Consider the following 18,727-nt stretch of genomic DNA (forward strand, 5'->3'; position numbering starts at 1 on the left):
ATTTAAAATCTTTTTCAACAATTATTTTATTACTAAAATTTTTATTTGTAAAGATAATTAAACTAAATATTTTATTTATTTGTTCATTTTGTTTTGTATTTATTTTTATTAATTATGTAATAAAACTATTTTTACTTTAAATCTATATAATATAAATTAAATTTATTTTATATACTTTTTTTTTAAATACGTTTACGATTTTTCTTTTAATTTTAGTTTTCAGAACATTCGTATTTATGTTATAATTTGTATGAATATATATTTTTTAGGAGGAAACAATATGAATTTAAATTTAACTAATACTATAAATTTAATGAAAAAATATTTAGATATCCCAAGTCCAACTGGATATACTGAAAATGCAGTCTTAGAAAGTAAAAAAGATTTTGAGGCATTAGGCCTTAATACTATTCTCACAAAAAAAGGTGCTCTTATAGCTACCCTTCCTGGTGAAGATGATTCAAATCAAATAACAATATCTGCACATATGGATACACTTGGAGCTATGGTAAAAGAAATATCATCTGATGGTACTCTTAAATACCATAAAGTTGGTGGTGGTTGCTGGGCAGCTATAGAAGGAGAAAACTGTACTGTTATAACTAGAAAAGGGAAAAAAATCAGAGGAAGTGTTGTATTTAAATATGCTTCTACTCATATATATGGTCAGACAAAAGCTGCTGCTGAAAGAAATGAAGAAACAATGATTATAAGACTTGACGAAAAAGTCTTTAAAAAACAAGATGTATTAGATTTAGGAATAAGTGTTGGAGATTTTGTGTGTCTAGACCATCGTTTCGAGGCTACAGAATCTGGCTTTATAAAATCTAGATACATAGATAATAAAGCCGCTGTAGCAATGGTTCTTGAAATATGTAGATATTTTAAGGAAAATAACTTAACACCTAAACATACGACTAACTTCTATATAAGTAATTATGAAGAAATTGGACATGGTGTTTCTAAAGCTTTGCCTGAAAAAACAAAAGAATTTATAGCAATAGATATAGCACCAACTGGACCAAGCCAAACATCTAGTGAACATGGTGTGACTATAGTTGCAAAAGATAATTTATCATTATATGATTTTAATCTAAGAAACAAACTTGTCGATGTTGCAGAAGACAATAATTTAGATTATGCTGTCGATGTATTTACTTTCTATGGTTCAGATGCTTCAGAAGCTATTCGTTGGGGAGAGGATGTTCAAATAGCATGTGTTGGTCCTGGAACAAACAATAGTCACCACTATGAAAGAACACATATAGAAGCTATCGAAAGTACTCTAAAACTACTTATAAACTATATACTTAAAGAATAATTAAATACACATTTTACTAAAGTCATTTCCTAACAAATAACCAACTTTAATTTTTATTTTTATACAAAAATTGGTTTTTCTATAGACTTAATTTCAATTTACTACTATTATATAAGTAGCTTCAATTTTCTTCAGTTAATTTTTATATATTTTATATAAATTATGTAAGAATTTTCTTTAGTTAATTGTTGTTAAATTAAATTTTTACAAGCTAACCCTACCAGAAAAGAGTTATCTAATCTGTAAGGAAATAGTTTAATATAGCACATTATACTTGTGTAATTAATAACTTTTCTTTTGTAGAAACTTTTCTTTAAAAGAAAAGTTTTTTGATTTTGGATTTGTTTAAGACATATTTTCTGAGTTAGGAGGATATTTATGAAAAAGGTTGCAGTCATAAGTGCTATTTTAGAAGAGCCAAAAGAATGTCAGCTTAAATTTAATGAGGTTGTGTCAGGTTTTAAAGGTATTATTAAAGGCAGAATGGGAATTCCTTGTGAAGAAGAAGATGTATCGATTGTATGTATAGCAGTTGTTGGCGAAATGGATACTATCAATAGTTTGACTGGTAAATTGGGAAACATACCTCATGTATCTGTAAAAACTAGTATATCAAAAAAAGAAATTTAAGGTGGTGAGTACAAATGAGTCTAAATTCTACTCCACAATCGATAAGAGTACATATAGGTCTCTTTGGTAAAAGAAATGCAGGTAAATCTAGCATAATAAATGCTATAACGAATCAAAGTGCTGCGATAGTGTCAGATATTGCTGGAACTACTACAGACCCAGTATTTAGACCAATGGAAATCCTTCCTATAGGACCTTGTGTTCTTATAGATACTGCTGGTCTTGACGATGTTGGTGAACTTGGAGAACTTAGAATAAGTAAATCATTAGATGTTTTGGAAAAAACAGATATAGCTTTACTAGTAGTTGATTGCCAAATTGGCGTATCAAGAGAAGATTTAACACTAATTGAAAAGTTTAATGATAAGAATATACCTCATATTTTAGTTCTTAACAAAATTGATACAATCAAGAATCACTCTGAAATTTTAGACTTAACTAAAAATAAAATTAAATGTCCAGTTGTCTCTGTCTCATCAACAGATAAAATTGGAATTGAAGATTTAAAGAACGAAATAATAAGAGTCTTGCCTAAAGACAGCACTGAGTTTAAGTTGGTATCAGACTTAATTAATCCAAATGACTTAGTTGTTTTGGTAGTTCCAATAGATAAAGCAGCTCCAAAAGGAAGACTTATTCTTCCTCAACAACAAGTTATAAGAGATATTTTGGATACTGGTGCAATCTCTATAGTTACAAAGGAAGATAGGTTAAAAGAAACTCTATCTAGCTTAGGCAAAAGACCAAAGCTTGTTATTACCGACTCTCAAGTATTTCCACAAGTAGATAAAGATACTCCAAAAGATATTCCTCTTACATCTTTTTCTATATTATTTGCTAGACAAAAGGGAGACCTTAAAGAATTAATTAATGGAGCTTATGCTTTAGAAAATTTAAAAGATGGTGATAAAGTCTTGATGGCTGAAGGATGTACTCATCACAGACAGACTGATGATATTGGAACAGTAAAGATTCCTAATATGATTAGAAAGAAAACTGGTAAAAATATTACTTTTGAATTTAGTTCTGGAGTATCCTTCACTGAAGATATAAATAAATATGCACTTGTAGTTCATTGTGGAGCTTGTATGATGAATAGAGCTGGAATGTTATCTAGAATAGAAAAGGCAAAATCTTTCAATATACCTATAGTAAACTATGGTATTTTAATAGCATATGTAAAAGGTATTTTAGAAAGATCACTTGAACTTTTCAATTACTAAAAATTTAACTATATTTAATAATTACATATTTAGATATGACTAAAAATAAGATTAAATACTTTATAGATAAACTTTACAGCATTAATTCATTAAGTTTTGATGAACTACTATATTTAATAGAAAATATCGACAATGAAGAATATAACTTTGAACAAAATTTAAGAAACTATCTTTATAAGCAAGCTAGCGACATGAGAAATAAATATTATGGAAACAGAATATATTTGAGAGGACTTATAGAGCTTACAAACTATTGTAAAAATAATTGCTACTATTGTGGAATACAATCTTCTAATAAAAATATCATAAGATACAGACTTTCACTTGATGAAATACTTGAATGTTGTGATATAGGATATAAAATAGGATACAGAACATTCGTTTTGCAGGGTGGTGAAGATACATATTTTAGTGATGATAAAATATGTGAAATTGTTTCAAGTATAAAAAATAAATATGAGGATTGTGCCATAACACTATCATTAGGAGAAAAGAGTTATGACTCATACAAAAAATACTTTTTAAGTGGTGCAGACAGATATCTTTTAAGACATGAAACTGCTACAGATAGTCATTATAAAAAATTACATCCATCAAACATTGAACTTAAAACTAGAAAGGAATGCCTAAAAAACCTTAAGGAAATTGGTTATCAAGTAGGTGCTGGATTTATGGTTGAGTCACCATTTCAAACTAATGAGGACCTTGTTCGTGATTTATTATATCTAAAAGAATTAAATCCTCATATGGTTGGAATAGGACCTTTTATTCCACATCATGACACAATATTTAAAGATTATAAACATGGAGATTTAGAAAAGACACTACTTATGCTTTCAATTACAAGACTTCTACTTCCAAAAGTTTTATTACCTGCTACAACAGCCCTTGCATCTATAAACCCTAGTGGAAGAAATGCAGGTCTTTTAGCTGGCTGTAATGTAATTATGCCAAACCTTTCTCCTCAAGAATTTAGAAAACAATATTCTCTTTACGATAACAAAGCCTTTACTGGTCAAGAAGCTTGTGAGTATCACCAAAGTTTAGAAGAAAACATCAAGTCTCTAGGACTTAAAGTCGACTATTCTCGTGGTGATAATATTGAATGGAGGCGTTTGTAAATGTTCATAAAACATGAACTAATTAATTCTTTATTAGAGGATGCAAAAAATTCAACTTATAATGATATTGAAAAAGTACTTGATAAGGCTGATAGAAGAGAAAAACTTAGTTATAAAGATATAGCTACTCTTCTTGAAGTAGAAGATAAAAAACAACTGGATAGATTATTTAGTATAGCTGGGCAAATAAAAAACGAAATATATGGTAATAGAGTGGTTTTATTTGCCCCTCTTTATGTGTCAAATTACTGTGTAAATGAATGTGTTTACTGTGGTTTCAGCACATGCAACAAATTTAAAAGAAAAAAACTTACTATGGATGAAATAAAAGAAGAGGTTAAAATACTAGAAAAAATGGGTCATAAAAGACTTGCTCTCGAAGCTGGTGAAGACCCTAAGAACTGTGATATAAATTATATTTTGGATTGCTTAGATGCAATTTACTCAACATATAACGAAAATGGAAATATAAGAAGGGTAAACGTTAACATAGCTGCTACAAGTGTAGATGAATATAAGTTACTAAAAGAAAAAGGAATAGGAACTTATATATTATTCCAAGAAACTTATCATAAACCAACATTTATAAAAATGCATGGTCAATCTATAAAAAATGACTATTATTACCATTTAACAGCTTTTGATAGAGCTATGGAAGCTGGTGTTGATGATGTCGGTGCTGGAGTATTATTTGGTTTATCTGACCCAAAATTTGAAGTTCTAGGACTTATGATGCACAACGAGCACTTAGAAGAAAAATTTGGAGTAGGATTCCATACTATATCTTTCCCTAGATTAAAAAAAGCTGAGGGAATGAGTTTAGAAGATTTTCCTCACTTAGTTTCTGATGATATGTTCAAAAAAATAGTAGCCATAACTAGATTAGCTGTTCCTTTTACAGGAATCATAATGTCCACTAGAGAAACTGCTGATATGAGAAATGAATTACTAAAATATGGTGTATCACAAGTCAGTGCAGGTTCTTTGACAGGTGTTGGAGGATATAAAGCATATGAAGATGGTGACAATACAGAACAATTTGAAGTTGGGGACCATAGAAGCCCTGTAGAGGTGCTTAAAGAACTAATAACGGATGGATATATCCCTAGTTATTGTACAGCTTGTTATCGCAAAGGTAGAACTGGGGATAGATTTATGAGCTTGGCTAAAAGTCGACAAATCCACAATGTCTGTACACCAAATGCTCTTACTACATTAAATGAATTTCTAATTGATTATGGTGATGAGGAACTTAAAGCTATGGGTAAAAAACTTATCACAGAAGAAATAGCTAAAATAGAAAGAGAAGATATAAGAAACATAGTATCTAATAATATGAATGCATTAGAACGTGGAGAAAGAGACTTATACCTATAAAATTTTGTTACTTATATATTATTTATTGTATATTCTATGGGTTAGTAGTAATATTATCTAAAGGGAAAGTTTAAGGGAGGGAGATTAACATTGAAAGATAACAACAATACCAATAAAACTATTCAATTTGGAGAGAAAAAAGCTAGCCTAGAAAACAATATTCAAAAAAATAAAAATATCAAACTTGATAATACACACAAAGTCATTCCTTACCCTAAAAATAGAAAAAAGGATGATAAAAAGAAAAGTAACAAGAAAAAGAATATAAATACCAATAAATCTAAAGTCAATAAAAATAATTATGGCAATTCTTTTTTTAACCACAAATACAAATATAAAAGAAAACCTTATGTTATTGCTTTATATACAGTAATTTTTATTCTTTTAGCAATTTTAATTATAACTAAATTGACAGATAATACGAGCAAAGGTAACTATTCTCGTAATACCGTTTCTGATGCTCACAAGAACGACATCCAAAACATGACCCTTAATGAATCAACTAATCTTCTTACTTGTGGGTAATTTAAAAGAGTTATCTCATTTCAGAAATTACTTTCTAAAACTGAGATAACTCTTATTTTTATTTAATATTTATTTTACCAACCTTGAGTTACTTCATATACTTCATCACCAATTCTACCATTTAAATAATCATCTATTGCAGAATCTATGATGCTCATTGCTTTATCTACTTGTTCCTTAGTTATTACTAGAGGAGGTTGTACTCTTAAAGTAGATTGGCCTAAGAATATCATTATTAAACCAGTTTGTATACATCTATAGCATATTTTAGCTGTAGCATCTGGATTTTTTTCATTAGAACCGTTTCCTTTAACTATATCAACTCCTATAGATAATCCCAAAGCTCTTATTTCTCCAATTATATCGTATTTCTCTCTTAATTTCTCAAAACCTGCTTTAATATAATCTCCCATTTCTATACTCTTTTGAAGTAAGTTTTCTCTTTCAATTATCTCTATAGCTTTTAAAGCAGCTACACATACTGTTGTATTCCCAGCTAGAGTAAATAGATGTGCTGGTGCATCAAGACTTTGCATTATCTCAGTGCTTCCAACAACTGCTCCTAAAGGTAATCCACCTCCAACAGATTTTCCAAGAACTATAAGATCTGCTTCAACTCCAAAATTTTCTATACCAAACCACTTACCTGTTCTTCCCATACCTTGTTGTATTTCATCACTTATAAGTAGTATTCCATTTTCTTTACATATTTTACTTAAACCTTGTACCCACTCTACTGGAGGTACTATTATTCCTGCATCTCCTGCAACTGGTTCTATAAATATTGCAGCAACTTCTTCTGCTGGTAGATAGTGTGCAAAAGCATATTCTATCTCATCTAAACATTCTTTAGCTGTTCTATTTTTATCAGGATAATGGAAGTGATAAACTTCTGGTAACAATGGACCCATTTTTCTTCTCATATTTGTACTTAATGCAGATATAGATATAGCTCCATAAGTACTTCCATGATAAGATTCATACATAGATATTATTTTTGTTCTTCCAGTATACCCTCTTGCTAGTTTTATAGCAGCATCTATACAAGCAGAACCTGTTGCACTGTATAATACTTTTTTATCATTATCTCCAGGGGCTATTTCCACAAGCTTCTCAGCTAATTTTACAGGAGGATCACTATGGAAATACGCAAGTGTATATTGTGTGATATCATCCATTTGTTCTTTAACTGCTTGTGAGATTTCCTTATTTCCATGACCTACATTCGCAGAGCCTGCACTTGCTAAAAAATCAACATATTCATTACCTTCATAATCATATAACATTGCACCATTACCTGATTTAAATGCTACTGGATAGTAAGGTATTTTCTGAGTTTTAGCAACATATTTTTTTTCTTCTGTACTTATCATTTGACTAGTTATCTCGCTCATTGGCAAATCATCCCCTCTTTAAATAGATTTATGTTTTAAAATTATTGCGATTTATAAAGATATTCCTATATAAAATTCTTTATATACTTAATGTTATTATCTTTGGCACAAATTGTCAATATATGTTTTTACAATTTTCAAAATATTTGTTATTCAGGAACAATATATTTTATTCTTATCAAATAAACATTATTCCACAAAAAATAAGGGACTCTATTCTATTTTTATAGAGTCCCTTGAAAATTAACTTATAAATGCTATTATTCTGTTTATTTTTTATTAAATTATATAATTATCTTTTATTTTCTCTAATAATACCTTTAAAATATTCTAATTGCTCTTGTTGCTTTTTATGTTTTATATATGGAAAAGCTTTGATAACTCTTTTTTGTAAAATAATATTAGACTCTATACGGTCTAATTTACTGTTTATTTTATTTATTTTTTCTCTAGTTTCCAATTCATCATTATTTACTGTTTTAAATAAAGCTTGTATCTCGCCTCTATCAAATTTGTCAAGTTTCACATTTATATCGCTAAGGTCTGCAATTATCTCATCTAGCAAGTTTAACTTTATATCCAATTTTTTAAGTGTTATAATAGTAACAATTAAATCAAGTATCGTCCAAAGCGTTGTAATTATAGCCATTGATATTAATATTCTATATGGAATTGTTCCTACAAAATACTTTATAAATGGATGTATCAACTTTACTATTAAAACAGACATTACTCCAAAGTATATTGCATTTTTTAAACATACTCTACCCTTTATATTGAATTTTCTGTCAGAATAATCCCACCATTTTGCATGAAATAATGTTTCTAAAATAAATCCGGTAAAATACTCTAATATTGTTGTTAAAATCATGCCTAATAGAAATATTATGATTATATTATCAAACCTTTCCAATAATGATATTACAATCACTGCTCCAAAACCATAAACAGGGCATATAGGACCATTTAAAAAACCCCTATTAATTATTCTTTTGCTTGTTATAGAGCATCCTATACTTTCTACTGTCCACCCTAAAAAAGAATATATAAAAAAGTACAAAATATACCTTATCATTTCCATAATTTATCTCTACTCCTTCACTAAGTTGTCTTATTTTATTCATAATGTAAAAATAATTATAGAAATAGTTTTTTCGTTTTTTATGTTTGTTATTCTTTTATATTAAATTAATATTCTATTCATTTAATCCAATTAACAATTTACTAGCTACAATCCCATGTTTATCTTTTGATTGATTTTCTTTATCAACCCAAACATAAAAAGCATCATATTTTCTTAATAATGGTAAATTTTTAACATCAAATTCTTGATATTTAATTATATCACTTTTTGATTTTTCAGTAATTACATACGATACTAGTCTTGTGTTTTCACTTAAATAAATTCTTATATTACCATTATCATCAATTATGTTTTCTGGTCTTTTAACTTTATTATTAGAGCCAGCTTTAATTGTTATTGTACCTTTTTCAAAGCTCTCAAATGTACCAATTATGTCAACTTCATCTTTATTTATATCTTTAATTATTTCTCTATTTTCTTCAATTAATATTTTTGATACTTTTTTATCTGGTTTAAATTTAAAAGTTAATAAACTTTGATAATTTATAGAGATAATTCCTAACCCTATAACTCCTAAAACCAAGCTAGTGCCTATAATAGCCTTGAATTTTATTATATTATTAGGAAGTAATTTAGCCATATTTATGTAAATAGTAATACCAATTATACCTCCAAATGAATTTAAAATAATATCATCTATATCACTACTTCCAAGAGCAAGAATATATTGTATTATTTCAAGCCCTAAACTAATAAATATAATTGCTATAATCATAGTTTTTTTATTTAACTCTTTAAATACTATAGGAAAGAAAATCCCCATCGGAATAAATATGCCTAGATTTCCTATGATATTTACAGTCGCTCTCATAAAACTAATATTATTATCTATGATAAATTGCCATATTGTATAAAATGGAATTAGATTTACAGACCTAAACATTCCTTTAGAAATAGCATAAATTGGTACATCTTTAAATAAAATTATTCTTATAGTCACTAGAATATATATAAAAAATATTATGTACACAATTGATAGTAAAAATTTTTCTAATTTTTTATTTTCTTCCACTGATAAGCACCTTCTCTCTTAGTATCTCAATGGTAGCAATAAATATTTAAGACGATTTTAAAATTTTCTTAAAATTTCCTTAAATATTTGTTAAAAACATAAAAAAGTCTACACTTAAAAGTGTAGACCTTAACAAATTCTTATACAAATATATTTTAATGAATAACGAACAATATAAGTGTAGAAAAAACAATAACAAAAGTTAATAAAAGTCTGGCATATAAAAAGTTTTTCTCTTTTAACATAACTCCTACAATGCCAAATACAAAAAATATAGATGCAATAAATTTACCAAGAATATTACTATTTGGATAATAACTAAAAAGCATAAAGCAAAGCACAAATGTAAGTACTCCTATTGCATTAAATACGAATTTATTAGATGCTATTTTTCCTTTATTAAAAAAGAAGCAAAATATTGATACTAAATCTAAAAATAAAAATACATAAAACATTCCTTTAAAAACATCCATTTTTATACCCCCTAAAAATTCTAATTTATAATATCCAGTTTATTTCACACAATTTTTAATATACACCATAACCTATAATATTATAGGTTTATATTACTAGTGTATTACCTCATATTCATACATATTATAATCACACTCATACATATTTAAAGACTCATACGTTGCTTTTGCATTTACATTTTCTTTTTCTACATATAATCTCATTCCAACGATACTTTCATCTCTATCACACATATTTTTTATATAATTAAATAAGTAATTAAAAATACCTTTTCTTCTATATTTTTTCTCTACATATACACTTTGAATCCAAAGGAAGTTTCCATTTCTCCAATCGCTCCACTCATATGTATACATAATCTGTGCAACAACTTTATCAAACACTGTATAGACATGATATTTGCCTTTTCTTTCATCCAATAATAATGCTTTTACACCTTTAGTCATAACATCCATATCGAGCTCTTTTCCTTCAGTTTCTTTAGCTAAATTATAATTAAATTTTGCTATTACATCCAAATCATCTATGCGAGCTTCTCTTATCTCTATTAATTCTTCATTTTCATATAACTCTATGTAATCCTTTTGTTGCTCCATATTTATTCCCCCATATCTCTTTTATTACATTGATGTTTTTGCTTAAATATATTCTATAGAGTTTTTTCTAGCTTCATAAATGCATAATCAAGTGTAGCCTCTAAATTGCCATTATTTTTTCCTCCACCTTGAGCTAACACCTGACTTCCTCCACCTTTACCATCTATAAGACTTATTGCATCTTTTAATAAACTTCCCATGTTAATATTTTTTAAATTTTTAGAACACGCAAAAACTAGATTTATTTTATCTTCAAATTTAACAGCCAACAATGCGACATTATTTTCTTCTTCTGTAATTTTATTTGCTATTTTATTTACATATTTTAAATCTTCATTATCATAAACCTTTTTAATAACTGAAATAGTATCAATTTTATTTGCATTTTCGACCATTTCTTTAACTTGATAGTTAGCTACTATTTCTTCAATTTTTCTTTTTTTACTTAGTGCTTCTTCCACTTTATTATTTAAATTTACAATACCATTTATGGCATCTTCTTCACTACAACTCAAATATCTACATATTTTAGTCAAATATATATCCCTCTTTAATACTTCATCCACTGCCCTCTTCCCTGCTAAAAATTCTATTCTTGTACTTGACTTATGTTTTTCCCATTTTTTTATTTTTATTATTCTCAATTCACTAGTCGACTTTGGATGCACTCCACAACACGCATTCGTATCTAAATCACCTATTTTTATTACTCTTATCTCTTCATCAGTATTTGGCAAGTCACGTCTTAACCAAATCTTTTTTAGTTCTTTTTTTGTTGGAAGTAATGTCTCTACTTGTATATTTTGATGAATAATCTCATTAGCAAGCAATTCTATCTCTCTAATTTTATCCTCTTCTAAATTACCTTCTATATCCACTGTACTATACTCATTTCCAAGGTGAAAACCTGTCGTATTTGCGTTAAAAGTTTTAAAAAAACATCCAGATAATACATGTTGTCCAAAATGTTGATGCATTCCATCTTCTCTTCTATCCCAATCAACACTACACTTTACCTTATGTATCTTTATAGGTTTTTTATCTAATACATGGTATATTTTTTTCCCATCTTCATACACACTTATTACATCATAAGTATCTATTTTCCCCATGTCTCCAAACTGACCTCCTCCCCCAGGGAAAAACGCCGTCTTATCTAATAAAACATGATACTTATTTTCCACTTCTTTTATTTCAATTATTTCTGCTGTAAAATCTCTTATATACTGGTTTGTATAATATAACTTTTCCATTATGATTCTATCTCCATTTTCTTAATTCTAGACTACTTTAATTTTTAAATACAAAATTCAAGCTAAACTTAATTTAATTGTATTAAAATAGAACTTGTCCTACTCTTTACTAACTATCTTCTACTATATTTTAACATATAGATATTAATGTTAACAAATTTATAATTGTATATTATTCCAATATTTCATAACATATATGCTTACTTATTTTTTTATATAATGAAAAGTATATTAAAACATGTTAAATTGCAAAATAAGCTTTAATCTCTTTTACTAATTTCATCCATTATTAATGATTTTGAAATATACATTGCTTTTATAATATTCTTAAAACGTGTATGATGAGATGTACCCTCAGAAAATTTTATCTGCCCTTTTTCACATTTGCTAATAATTGAAGTTATAGGAGGTAAAGCTTCTATTAATTCTTTTTTAGTATCTTTAGCTATACTATCTTCAGATTCTATCAATGACTTAGAAATATACAAGGCTTTTATCCTATTTCTAAGAAGGGAGTGCTGAGAAGTGCCTTCTGCAAATTTTGGTTGTATTTTTTCACAATTAGTAATACTTGAAGATACTACTCTCAGTGCTTCCATCAATTCTTCTTTTGTATAATCATTCATAACACATTTTCTCCTTTATTTTTTAATTTGAAGAAACAGTATACATCAATTTAATCTAATTATCAACCAACATCATTATTATTTATGCACATCTTTTAACTCTTAAATGTTCTAAATATCAGTGACATTACATATTTTAATAATTATTAATAATTTTTAATATACATATAATACTTTAACATTCATTAATATAGAGTATATTAACATTGATTTTTTAAAAATTTTAGTATAAAATCATATTAAATAAATTTTCTGAAATAATAGAATATTAAAATATACAAAAACAGCTTTTAATAGCATCTATACTTTTCTTATAGATGTGTCGTTGTTTTAGGGGGAGTGATTTAAAATGGCAATAAAACCAAGAAAAATATCTATTGTGGGGTCAGGGCATGTTGGTTCTCATTGTGGATTTAGTTTGATAACTCAAGGAGTTTGTGATGAGCTCTTTATGATTGATATAGATGAGTCTAAAGCAAAAGCTCAAGCTTTAGATTTAGCTGATGCAGTTTCTTATTTACCACATAAAGTATCTATAGAAAAAGGAACTTTTGCTGACTGCCAAGATTCAGATATAGTGGTAATAAGTGTTGCTGATTCTTCAGAAGGACCTTTACGTAGACAAAACACAACTAGATTAGACCTACTAAGACCAACTATTGGAATGATTAAATCTATAGTAACACCTATAGTTAATTCTGGTTTTGATGGCATATTTGTAGTCATATCTAACCCTGTTGATGTAGTTACAAATTATATTTGGGAAAAATCTGGTTTTCCTAAAAATAAAGTTATTGGAACTGGCACAGCTTTAGATTCGACAAGACTTAGAAGACTTCTATCTGAAGAGACTGGAATAGCCCAACAATCAATACAAGCTTATTCTATGGGTGAACATGGAGATTCTCAAATGGTCCCTTGGTCTCATGTTTCAATTGGTGGTAAACCAATCTTAGACATGATAAAGGATAATCCAACTAGTTATGGAAAGCTAGATTTACCATCAATAGTTGAAAGAAATAAGAAAACAGGCATAAGTATAATAAATGGTAAAGATTGTACAGAATTTGGAATAGGTACTGCTTTAGTAGAAATTGTAAAAGCTATATTACATAATGAGAAAAAAATTCTACCAGTTTCTACTCTATTAGAAGGTCAATATAATGAGACAAATGTATTTGCAGGTGTTCCTTGTGTTATAGGAAAAGATGGTATAGAAGAAATTATAGAAATCAATCTGACTGAAGATGAGCAAAATGAATTTAGTAAATCTTGCTCTGTTTTGAGAGAGCATATTGCACTTTCAAAAACACTTTAAATTCAATATTATTTTAAAGGAGTTTCATTTAGCTCATTTATATAACTCTATGATTATCGTAGAGTATCATAGTATGTATACATAAAACAAAATGTAAGGAGATGTTAAATTTGGCAATAAAACCTAGAAAAGTATCAATAATTGGAACTGGTCATGTTGGTTCACATTGTGGATTTAGCTTGGTAACTCAAGGGGTTTGTGATGAGTTACTAATGGTCGATATAGATGAAAGTAAATCAAAGGCTCAAGCTTTAGATTTAGCTGATGCAGTTTCTTATCTAAAACATGCTACAAAAATAAAGAGCGGGACACTTGATGATTGTAAGGATTCTGATATTGTAGTGATAAGTGCTGGTCCACTACCTGAAGAAAATCAAACTAGATTAGATACACTTGAATCTACAATTAATGTTATAAAAACAATAATAAAACCTGTTGTAAAGTCTGGATTTGATGGTATATTCATTGTAATTTCAAATCCAGTAGATGTAATTACTGACTATATATGGAAGATTTCTGGATTCCCTAAAAATAAAGTTTTAGGTACAGGTACTGCACTTGATTCTTCAAGACTTAAAAGACTTTTATCAGAGACAACGAATCTCCCTCAACAATCAATACAAGCTTATTCTATGGGTGAACATGGAGACTCTCAAATGGTTCCTTGGTCTCATGTCTCAATTGGTGGTAAACCATTATTTGATATTATTAAAGAAAATCCTAATGCTTATGGTAAATTAAATTTAGATGAATTAACTGAAAAAACAGCAAGAGCTGGTTGGGATGTTCTTTATGGTAAAGGCTCTACTGAATTTGGTATTGGAACTGCCCTAACAGAGATAGTGAAGACTATATTTCATGATGAAAGAAAAATTATACCTGTCTCAACTTTGCTTAGTGGTGAATATGGACAAGAAAATGTGTTTGCAGGTGTACCTACTATAATTGGTTCAAATGGAGTTGAATCTATAGTAGAGATAAACTTAACTGAAAATGAACAAGAGAAATTCAATAAGTCATGTGATATTTTGAAAAAATATATTGAAATTGCTAAAAATATTTAAATTAATGATAAAAATAATACATATTTAGAGAAGTAACAAATTTAAAACATTTAAAAAAATTCAAATATTTATACCAAAAGCAGGTAAATTACTCATAACAAAAAATTTTTAACTAAGTTAATGTTTAAATAATTTATACCTGCTTTTAATTTTAATACTAAAATATCAATCTACTTTTTCTCATCAAATTTTATAACTTTGCTTTTTTTATTCATATTTTGGGATAATACCCCTTTTTTTAGTCCCATTAACAATTCTAAATCTTCTGGATAAAGATTTATTCCAAAGTCTTCTAAACTTGATACTATACTATTTGTACTCATTATTTTATTTTCTATCAATAATTCAACTGCTCTTTTTAAATACATTGGACTTGAACCTTTCATTTTATCTAAAGGTTCTTCTCTTAACCATCCTTTTTTATCCATCTCATTCATAAGATAATTATATTTCTTGTAACTTATCTTTCCTAGATTATATGCTCTAAAAATCATAGCAGACATAGGTACAATCCACTTCTTCTTTAATTCTACATAATAGTCTATGTCTTCTGGATGAATCAAATCCTCTAAAAAGCTATCTTTTGGTAATAAAAATGCACAAGCATACTCATCTGCTGAAAATTGCTTATTTGGTATTCTTAGTTCACTTGAGACTATATAACCAAGTTCATATGCTAAATTATAATTTCTAATTGATGCAGATTTTTTATCATTTCCAAGAGATATTAAGTATTTAACTTCTTTACCAATTCTCTGTTTTTGAGTAAAGATTGTTGCCCCTTTTTTATCTACATTCATACCTGATATTATAATCCCATTAGATTCTAGTAAATTTACCATATTTACTATTGGATTGTTATTTAAATCCCAAAACGCTCTAGTTTTATATGCAAGACGTTCTATATCATTTATGTCAATGTCTGCCATTATTTTTTTATCTGGTAAATTTTCTTTTGGAAACTTAATATAATCCTCCATAAATGAATATATTTTGTGAATAATAATTATTTTTTCTCTATAAGAAATCTCTTCTACTCTAGGCAGTTTAGATTGAGGATTAAAATGGCTATCCTCTACAATAACAGTCATATTTTCATTTCTATAAAAATACTCTTTTGGAAAATTTAATATATTTGACAATTTTAATGTATTTTCCATGTTTGGAATATATTTATTTTCTTCAAAAGCCTTCAAATCTTTCTTATTTATTTTCGTTTCTTTGGATAATTGTTCTATAGTCTTTGCTCTAAAAACTCTAGCTGATTTTAATCTCTTTCCATTAAAGTCTTTTAAATTCATTTGTTTTCTCTCTTTCAAAATTAAATTCTTAATCTATCAATATAAATTATAAGATTACAATTAATAATTTATCACATTATTGACAAAAAAACAAAAGATGAAAATATATATTTTATTTTCACCTTTTATCTAAGTCTATAGTAATTAATTTTAATTATTTAAAAAGCTTTAGATATTCTCCATATCCTAAACCTTCCATCTCTTCTTTAGGTATAAATTTAAGAGAGGCTGAATTTATGCAGTATCTTAAGCCTCCAAGTTCTTTTGGCCCATCATCAAATACATGACCTAAATGAGAATTTCCTTTAGCACTTCTTACTTCAATTCTATACATACCTTGTGAAAAATCACTTCTCTCAACTATAGATTTATCTATTACTGGCTTTGAAAAACTTGGCCATCCACACCCTGCATTAAATTTATCTTTTGATGAAAATAATACTTCTCCACTTACAATATCAACATAAATCCCTTCTTTGTCATTATCATAGTATTCATTTTCAAAAGGCACTTCTGTCATATCATTTTGAGTAACTTCAAATTGTATAGGAGTTAAAGTCTTTTTTAACTCTTCTCTATTTATATTATTTCCATCCCAGTGGCTTTTTACAAAGTTATATCTACCTGAACCTTTATAATACATATTATAGTTTAAGGGTCTTTTTTTATAATAATCTTGATGATTCTCTTCTGCATCATAAAATTTAGTTGCTGGAATTATAGCAGTTACTATTTCATTATCAAATATCTTACTATTTTTCAAATTTTCTTTTGACTTTAAAGCTATATTTTTCTGTTCTTCATCATGATAAAATATAGCAGTCTTATATTGAGTTCCTCTATCACCAAATTGCCCACCATCATCTGTAGGATTAATCTGTTTCCAAAATATATTTAGTAGTTCATCATAGCTTATTATACCATCATCATAAGTTATTTGAATAGCTTCTACATGACCAGTTGTTCCTGAACATACTTCCTGATATGTAGGATTTTCAACATGACCACCTATATACCCAGAAACTACCTTTATAACTCCATCATATTTATCAAAAGGCTTCACCATACACCAAAAACATCCACCTGCGAAAGTAGCAAGTTTTATCATTTTCATCACTCCTTAAAAAAAATTATATTTTATTTATTCCCTAAGAAGTTGCTTAATAATCTTGTATTTTATTGTTTTTATCTGTTTAGAAAAATAATGTTTGTAAACATAATTATAAATTGAATCTATTTTCTATAAAAACTCTTTTTATTTATCCATCCAAAAGCATCTTTTATATCACAATTTTCACCTAAAGATATCAGATATTCTAATGCATCATAATCATCCATAGCTACATCCTTTTCCATTTTTGGATTTAGTCTATAGTAATTATCTCCAAGAAGTTTTTTAGAAAACAACTGGCTCATTTGAGAGTTTCCTTCTAATGTTATAGATATAATTGGTAAATCGGGTTCTTTATTAATTATCCAATCAATGGCTCCCCATTCAGTAGTATCTGCCTTTATACTATTATATACATATCCTGTTCCTATTGAAAAAAGTCTCGTATTTTTAAGTTTAAGCCCACTATCAATAGCATGAATTATACATGCTAGGCTTGGGTCAGTTGCTATTATTCCTCCATCAATATGTCGGTTATATGTTGGAAAAAACACAGGAGCAGCACTACTTGCCATTGCTACATCTATAACTTTACTAGTCTTTGTAAGAGAACTTTGCATATTATTATAAAATACTGGTTTCCATGAGTTTTCTTCATTTCCTATATAAAAGCTAGGTATCATTACTAATTTTTTTAAATCTTTTAACTCTAGCTCTTCTGGAAATATACTTAGTAAAACTTCTTTTAAATTTTTATTTTCATACTTAGGTCTTAACATTTCTGCATAACTTTTATTGAAAATATGCTTTGAATTTTCTATTGAATAGAGTTCTTTTATATCTTTTGGACTTACACCATATGCAAGACCTAATGCGATTAAACTTCCTGTAGATGTACCTCCAAACATATTTATATTATCTAGTAAATTTGGATACTCATTTACCATCCTTTCAAGTATGGCTATACTCAATGCTCCTCTTAATCCACCACCATCAAATGTCAATATATTAAAATTAGAATTTTTCATATACATATACCCCCACACAAAATACCTTGTCAATTTTAAATTTTGTTCAAAATAATTTCATTATAGTATATATATTTTATGCAAGTTCTATATAACGATGTTACTATTTGGTCATTTAAATTACTATGTACTATTGTATATAGTATCTAAAGTAGGTATTATAGAAAATAAGTAAGAGTCATCTTTTAAATAAAGATAGCTCTTACTTA

The 18,727-nt window shown here is 27.8% G+C and carries 18 protein-coding genes; 8 read left to right on the plus strand and 10 right to left on the minus strand.

Going from position 1 to position 18,727, the window contains the following annotated elements; all coding sequences use genetic code 11:
- Positions 1-280 precede the first annotated feature (280 nt).
- The 6 genes from ACTG47_RS11290 (at position 281) to ACTG47_RS11315 (ending at position 6,197) form a co-directional block, all read left to right on the plus strand.
- Complete coding sequence (locus ACTG47_RS11290) at positions 281-1,321, plus strand: M42 family metallopeptidase (protein ID WP_479924608.1); 1,041 nt, start codon at positions 281-283, stop codon at positions 1,319-1,321.
- Between the two features lie 378 nt (positions 1,322-1,699).
- Positions 1,700-1,951 carry a TM1266 family iron-only hydrogenase system putative regulator gene (locus tag ACTG47_RS11295; protein ID WP_169465966.1) on the plus strand — a complete coding sequence of 84 codons (252 nt, stop codon included), beginning with the start codon at positions 1,700-1,702 and terminating at the stop codon, positions 1,949-1,951.
- Between the two features lie 14 nt (positions 1,952-1,965).
- Positions 1,966-3,174: a [FeFe] hydrogenase H-cluster maturation GTPase HydF gene (gene hydF / locus ACTG47_RS11300; protein WP_479924609.1), complete on the plus strand. Its 1,209-nt coding sequence runs from the start codon at positions 1,966-1,968 to the stop codon at positions 3,172-3,174.
- A gap of 35 nt (positions 3,175-3,209) precedes the next feature.
- Positions 3,210-4,295 carry a [FeFe] hydrogenase H-cluster radical SAM maturase HydE gene (gene hydE / locus ACTG47_RS11305; RefSeq protein WP_479924610.1) on the plus strand — a complete coding sequence of 362 codons (1,086 nt, stop codon included), beginning with the start codon at positions 3,210-3,212 and terminating at the stop codon, positions 4,293-4,295.
- Entirely contained in the window at positions 4,296-5,672 is a 1,377-nt protein-coding gene (hydG, locus tag ACTG47_RS11310; RefSeq protein ID WP_479924611.1) for a [FeFe] hydrogenase H-cluster radical SAM maturase HydG, read from the plus strand.
- 90 nt (positions 5,673-5,762) lie between these two features.
- Positions 5,763-6,197, plus strand: a complete 435-nt coding sequence (locus ACTG47_RS11315) for a hypothetical protein (protein WP_479924612.1) — start codon at positions 5,763-5,765, stop codon at positions 6,195-6,197.
- Positions 6,198-6,271: 74 nt separating this feature from the next.
- Here ACTG47_RS11315 and ACTG47_RS11320 read toward each other — a convergent pair whose 3' ends face one another.
- From ACTG47_RS11320 to ACTG47_RS11350, 7 genes are all read right to left on the minus strand, one after another.
- The gene (locus tag ACTG47_RS11320) at positions 6,272-7,591 is read right to left on the minus strand and encodes an aminotransferase class III-fold pyridoxal phosphate-dependent enzyme (RefSeq protein ID WP_169465956.1); all 1,320 of its coding nucleotides are present in this window, start codon (positions 7,589-7,591) and stop codon (positions 6,272-6,274) included.
- A 292-nt stretch (positions 7,592-7,883) separates the two neighbouring features.
- Complete coding sequence (locus ACTG47_RS11325) at positions 7,884-8,651, minus strand: putative ABC transporter permease (protein ID WP_479924613.1); 768 nt, start codon at positions 8,649-8,651, stop codon at positions 7,884-7,886.
- 136 nt (positions 8,652-8,787) lie between these two features.
- Positions 8,788-9,747 (minus strand): VanZ family protein, encoded by a 960-nt coding sequence (locus ACTG47_RS11330; RefSeq protein ID WP_479924614.1) that lies wholly within the window; start codon positions 9,745-9,747, stop codon positions 8,788-8,790.
- Between the two features lie 155 nt (positions 9,748-9,902).
- Complete coding sequence (locus tag ACTG47_RS11335; protein WP_479924615.1) at positions 9,903-10,220, minus strand: hypothetical protein; 318 nt, start codon at positions 10,218-10,220, stop codon at positions 9,903-9,905.
- A 96-nt stretch (positions 10,221-10,316) separates the two neighbouring features.
- Positions 10,317-10,817, minus strand: coding sequence for a GNAT family N-acetyltransferase (locus tag ACTG47_RS11340; protein ID WP_479924616.1), 501 nt, complete (start codon positions 10,815-10,817; stop codon positions 10,317-10,319).
- A gap of 53 nt (positions 10,818-10,870) precedes the next feature.
- On the minus strand, positions 10,871-12,070 hold the full coding sequence (locus ACTG47_RS11345; protein ID WP_479924617.1) for a DHHA1 domain-containing protein: 1,200 nt from the start codon (positions 12,068-12,070) through the stop codon (positions 10,871-10,873).
- A 260-nt stretch (positions 12,071-12,330) separates the two neighbouring features.
- Positions 12,331-12,696, minus strand: a complete 366-nt coding sequence (locus tag ACTG47_RS11350; RefSeq protein ID WP_479924618.1) for a hypothetical protein — start codon at positions 12,694-12,696, stop codon at positions 12,331-12,333.
- 349 nt (positions 12,697-13,045) lie between these two features.
- On the opposite strand from ACTG47_RS11350, the gene ACTG47_RS11355 reads away from it, so the two are divergent.
- Complete coding sequence (locus tag ACTG47_RS11355; protein ID WP_479924619.1) at positions 13,046-14,014, plus strand: L-lactate dehydrogenase; 969 nt, start codon at positions 13,046-13,048, stop codon at positions 14,012-14,014.
- Positions 14,015-14,115: 101 nt separating this feature from the next.
- Complete coding sequence (locus ACTG47_RS11360) at positions 14,116-15,078, plus strand: L-lactate dehydrogenase (RefSeq protein WP_479924620.1); 963 nt, start codon at positions 14,116-14,118, stop codon at positions 15,076-15,078.
- A 170-nt stretch (positions 15,079-15,248) separates the two neighbouring features.
- Here ACTG47_RS11360 and ACTG47_RS11365 read toward each other — a convergent pair whose 3' ends face one another.
- The 3 genes from ACTG47_RS11365 to ACTG47_RS11375 form a co-directional block, all read right to left on the minus strand.
- Entirely contained in the window at positions 15,249-16,379 is a 1,131-nt protein-coding gene (locus ACTG47_RS11365) for a helix-turn-helix domain-containing protein (RefSeq protein ID WP_479924621.1), read from the minus strand.
- 154 nt (positions 16,380-16,533) lie between these two features.
- A complete protein-coding gene (gene msrA / locus ACTG47_RS11370; protein ID WP_479924622.1) occupies positions 16,534-17,487 on the minus strand; it encodes a peptide-methionine (S)-S-oxide reductase MsrA in 954 nt (317 codons plus the stop codon).
- Positions 17,488-17,612: 125 nt separating this feature from the next.
- Positions 17,613-18,518, minus strand: a complete 906-nt coding sequence (locus ACTG47_RS11375; RefSeq protein ID WP_479924623.1) for a patatin-like phospholipase family protein — start codon at positions 18,516-18,518, stop codon at positions 17,613-17,615.
- Between the last annotated feature and the right edge of the window lie 209 nt (positions 18,519-18,727).

The organism is Clostridioides sp. LIBA-6622 (genome assembly GCF_056716095.1).

Bases quoted from the DNA above. Each gene is read 5' to 3' on its own strand.
- ACTG47_RS11295 (WP_169465966.1), top strand. From the start codon at position 1,700: ATGAAAAAGGTTGCAGTCATAAGTGCTATTTTAGAAGAGCCAAAAGAA.
- ACTG47_RS11350 (WP_479924618.1), bottom strand. From the start codon at position 12,696: ATGAATGATTATACAAAAGAAGAATTGATGGAAGCACTGAGAGTAGTA.
- ACTG47_RS11320 (WP_169465956.1), bottom strand. From the start codon at position 7,591: ATGAGCGAGATAACTAGTCAAATGATAAGTACAGAAGAAAAAAAATAT.
- ACTG47_RS11360 (WP_479924620.1), top strand. From the start codon at position 14,116: ATGTTAAATTTGGCAATAAAACCTAGAAAAGTATCAATAATTGGAACT.
- hydG (WP_479924611.1), top strand. From the start codon at position 4,296: ATGTTCATAAAACATGAACTAATTAATTCTTTATTAGAGGATGCAAAA.
- hydF (WP_479924609.1), top strand. From the start codon at position 1,966: ATGAGTCTAAATTCTACTCCACAATCGATAAGAGTACATATAGGTCTC.
- ACTG47_RS11375 (WP_479924623.1), bottom strand. From the start codon at position 18,518: ATGAAAAATTCTAATTTTAATATATTGACATTTGATGGTGGTGGATTA.
- ACTG47_RS11340 (WP_479924616.1), bottom strand. From the start codon at position 10,817: ATGGAGCAACAAAAGGATTACATAGAGTTATATGAAAATGAAGAATTA.
- ACTG47_RS11355 (WP_479924619.1), top strand. From the start codon at position 13,046: ATGGCAATAAAACCAAGAAAAATATCTATTGTGGGGTCAGGGCATGTT.
- msrA (WP_479924622.1), bottom strand. From the start codon at position 17,487: ATGATAAAACTTGCTACTTTCGCAGGTGGATGTTTTTGGTGTATGGTG.
- ACTG47_RS11345 (WP_479924617.1), bottom strand. From the start codon at position 12,070: ATGGAAAAGTTATATTATACAAACCAGTATATAAGAGATTTTACAGCA.
- ACTG47_RS11365 (WP_479924621.1), bottom strand. From the start codon at position 16,379: ATGAATTTAAAAGACTTTAATGGAAAGAGATTAAAATCAGCTAGAGTT.
- ACTG47_RS11335 (WP_479924615.1), bottom strand. From the start codon at position 10,220: ATGGATGTTTTTAAAGGAATGTTTTATGTATTTTTATTTTTAGATTTA.
- hydE (WP_479924610.1), top strand. From the start codon at position 3,210: ATGACTAAAAATAAGATTAAATACTTTATAGATAAACTTTACAGCATT.
- ACTG47_RS11290 (WP_479924608.1), top strand. From the start codon at position 281: ATGAATTTAAATTTAACTAATACTATAAATTTAATGAAAAAATATTTA.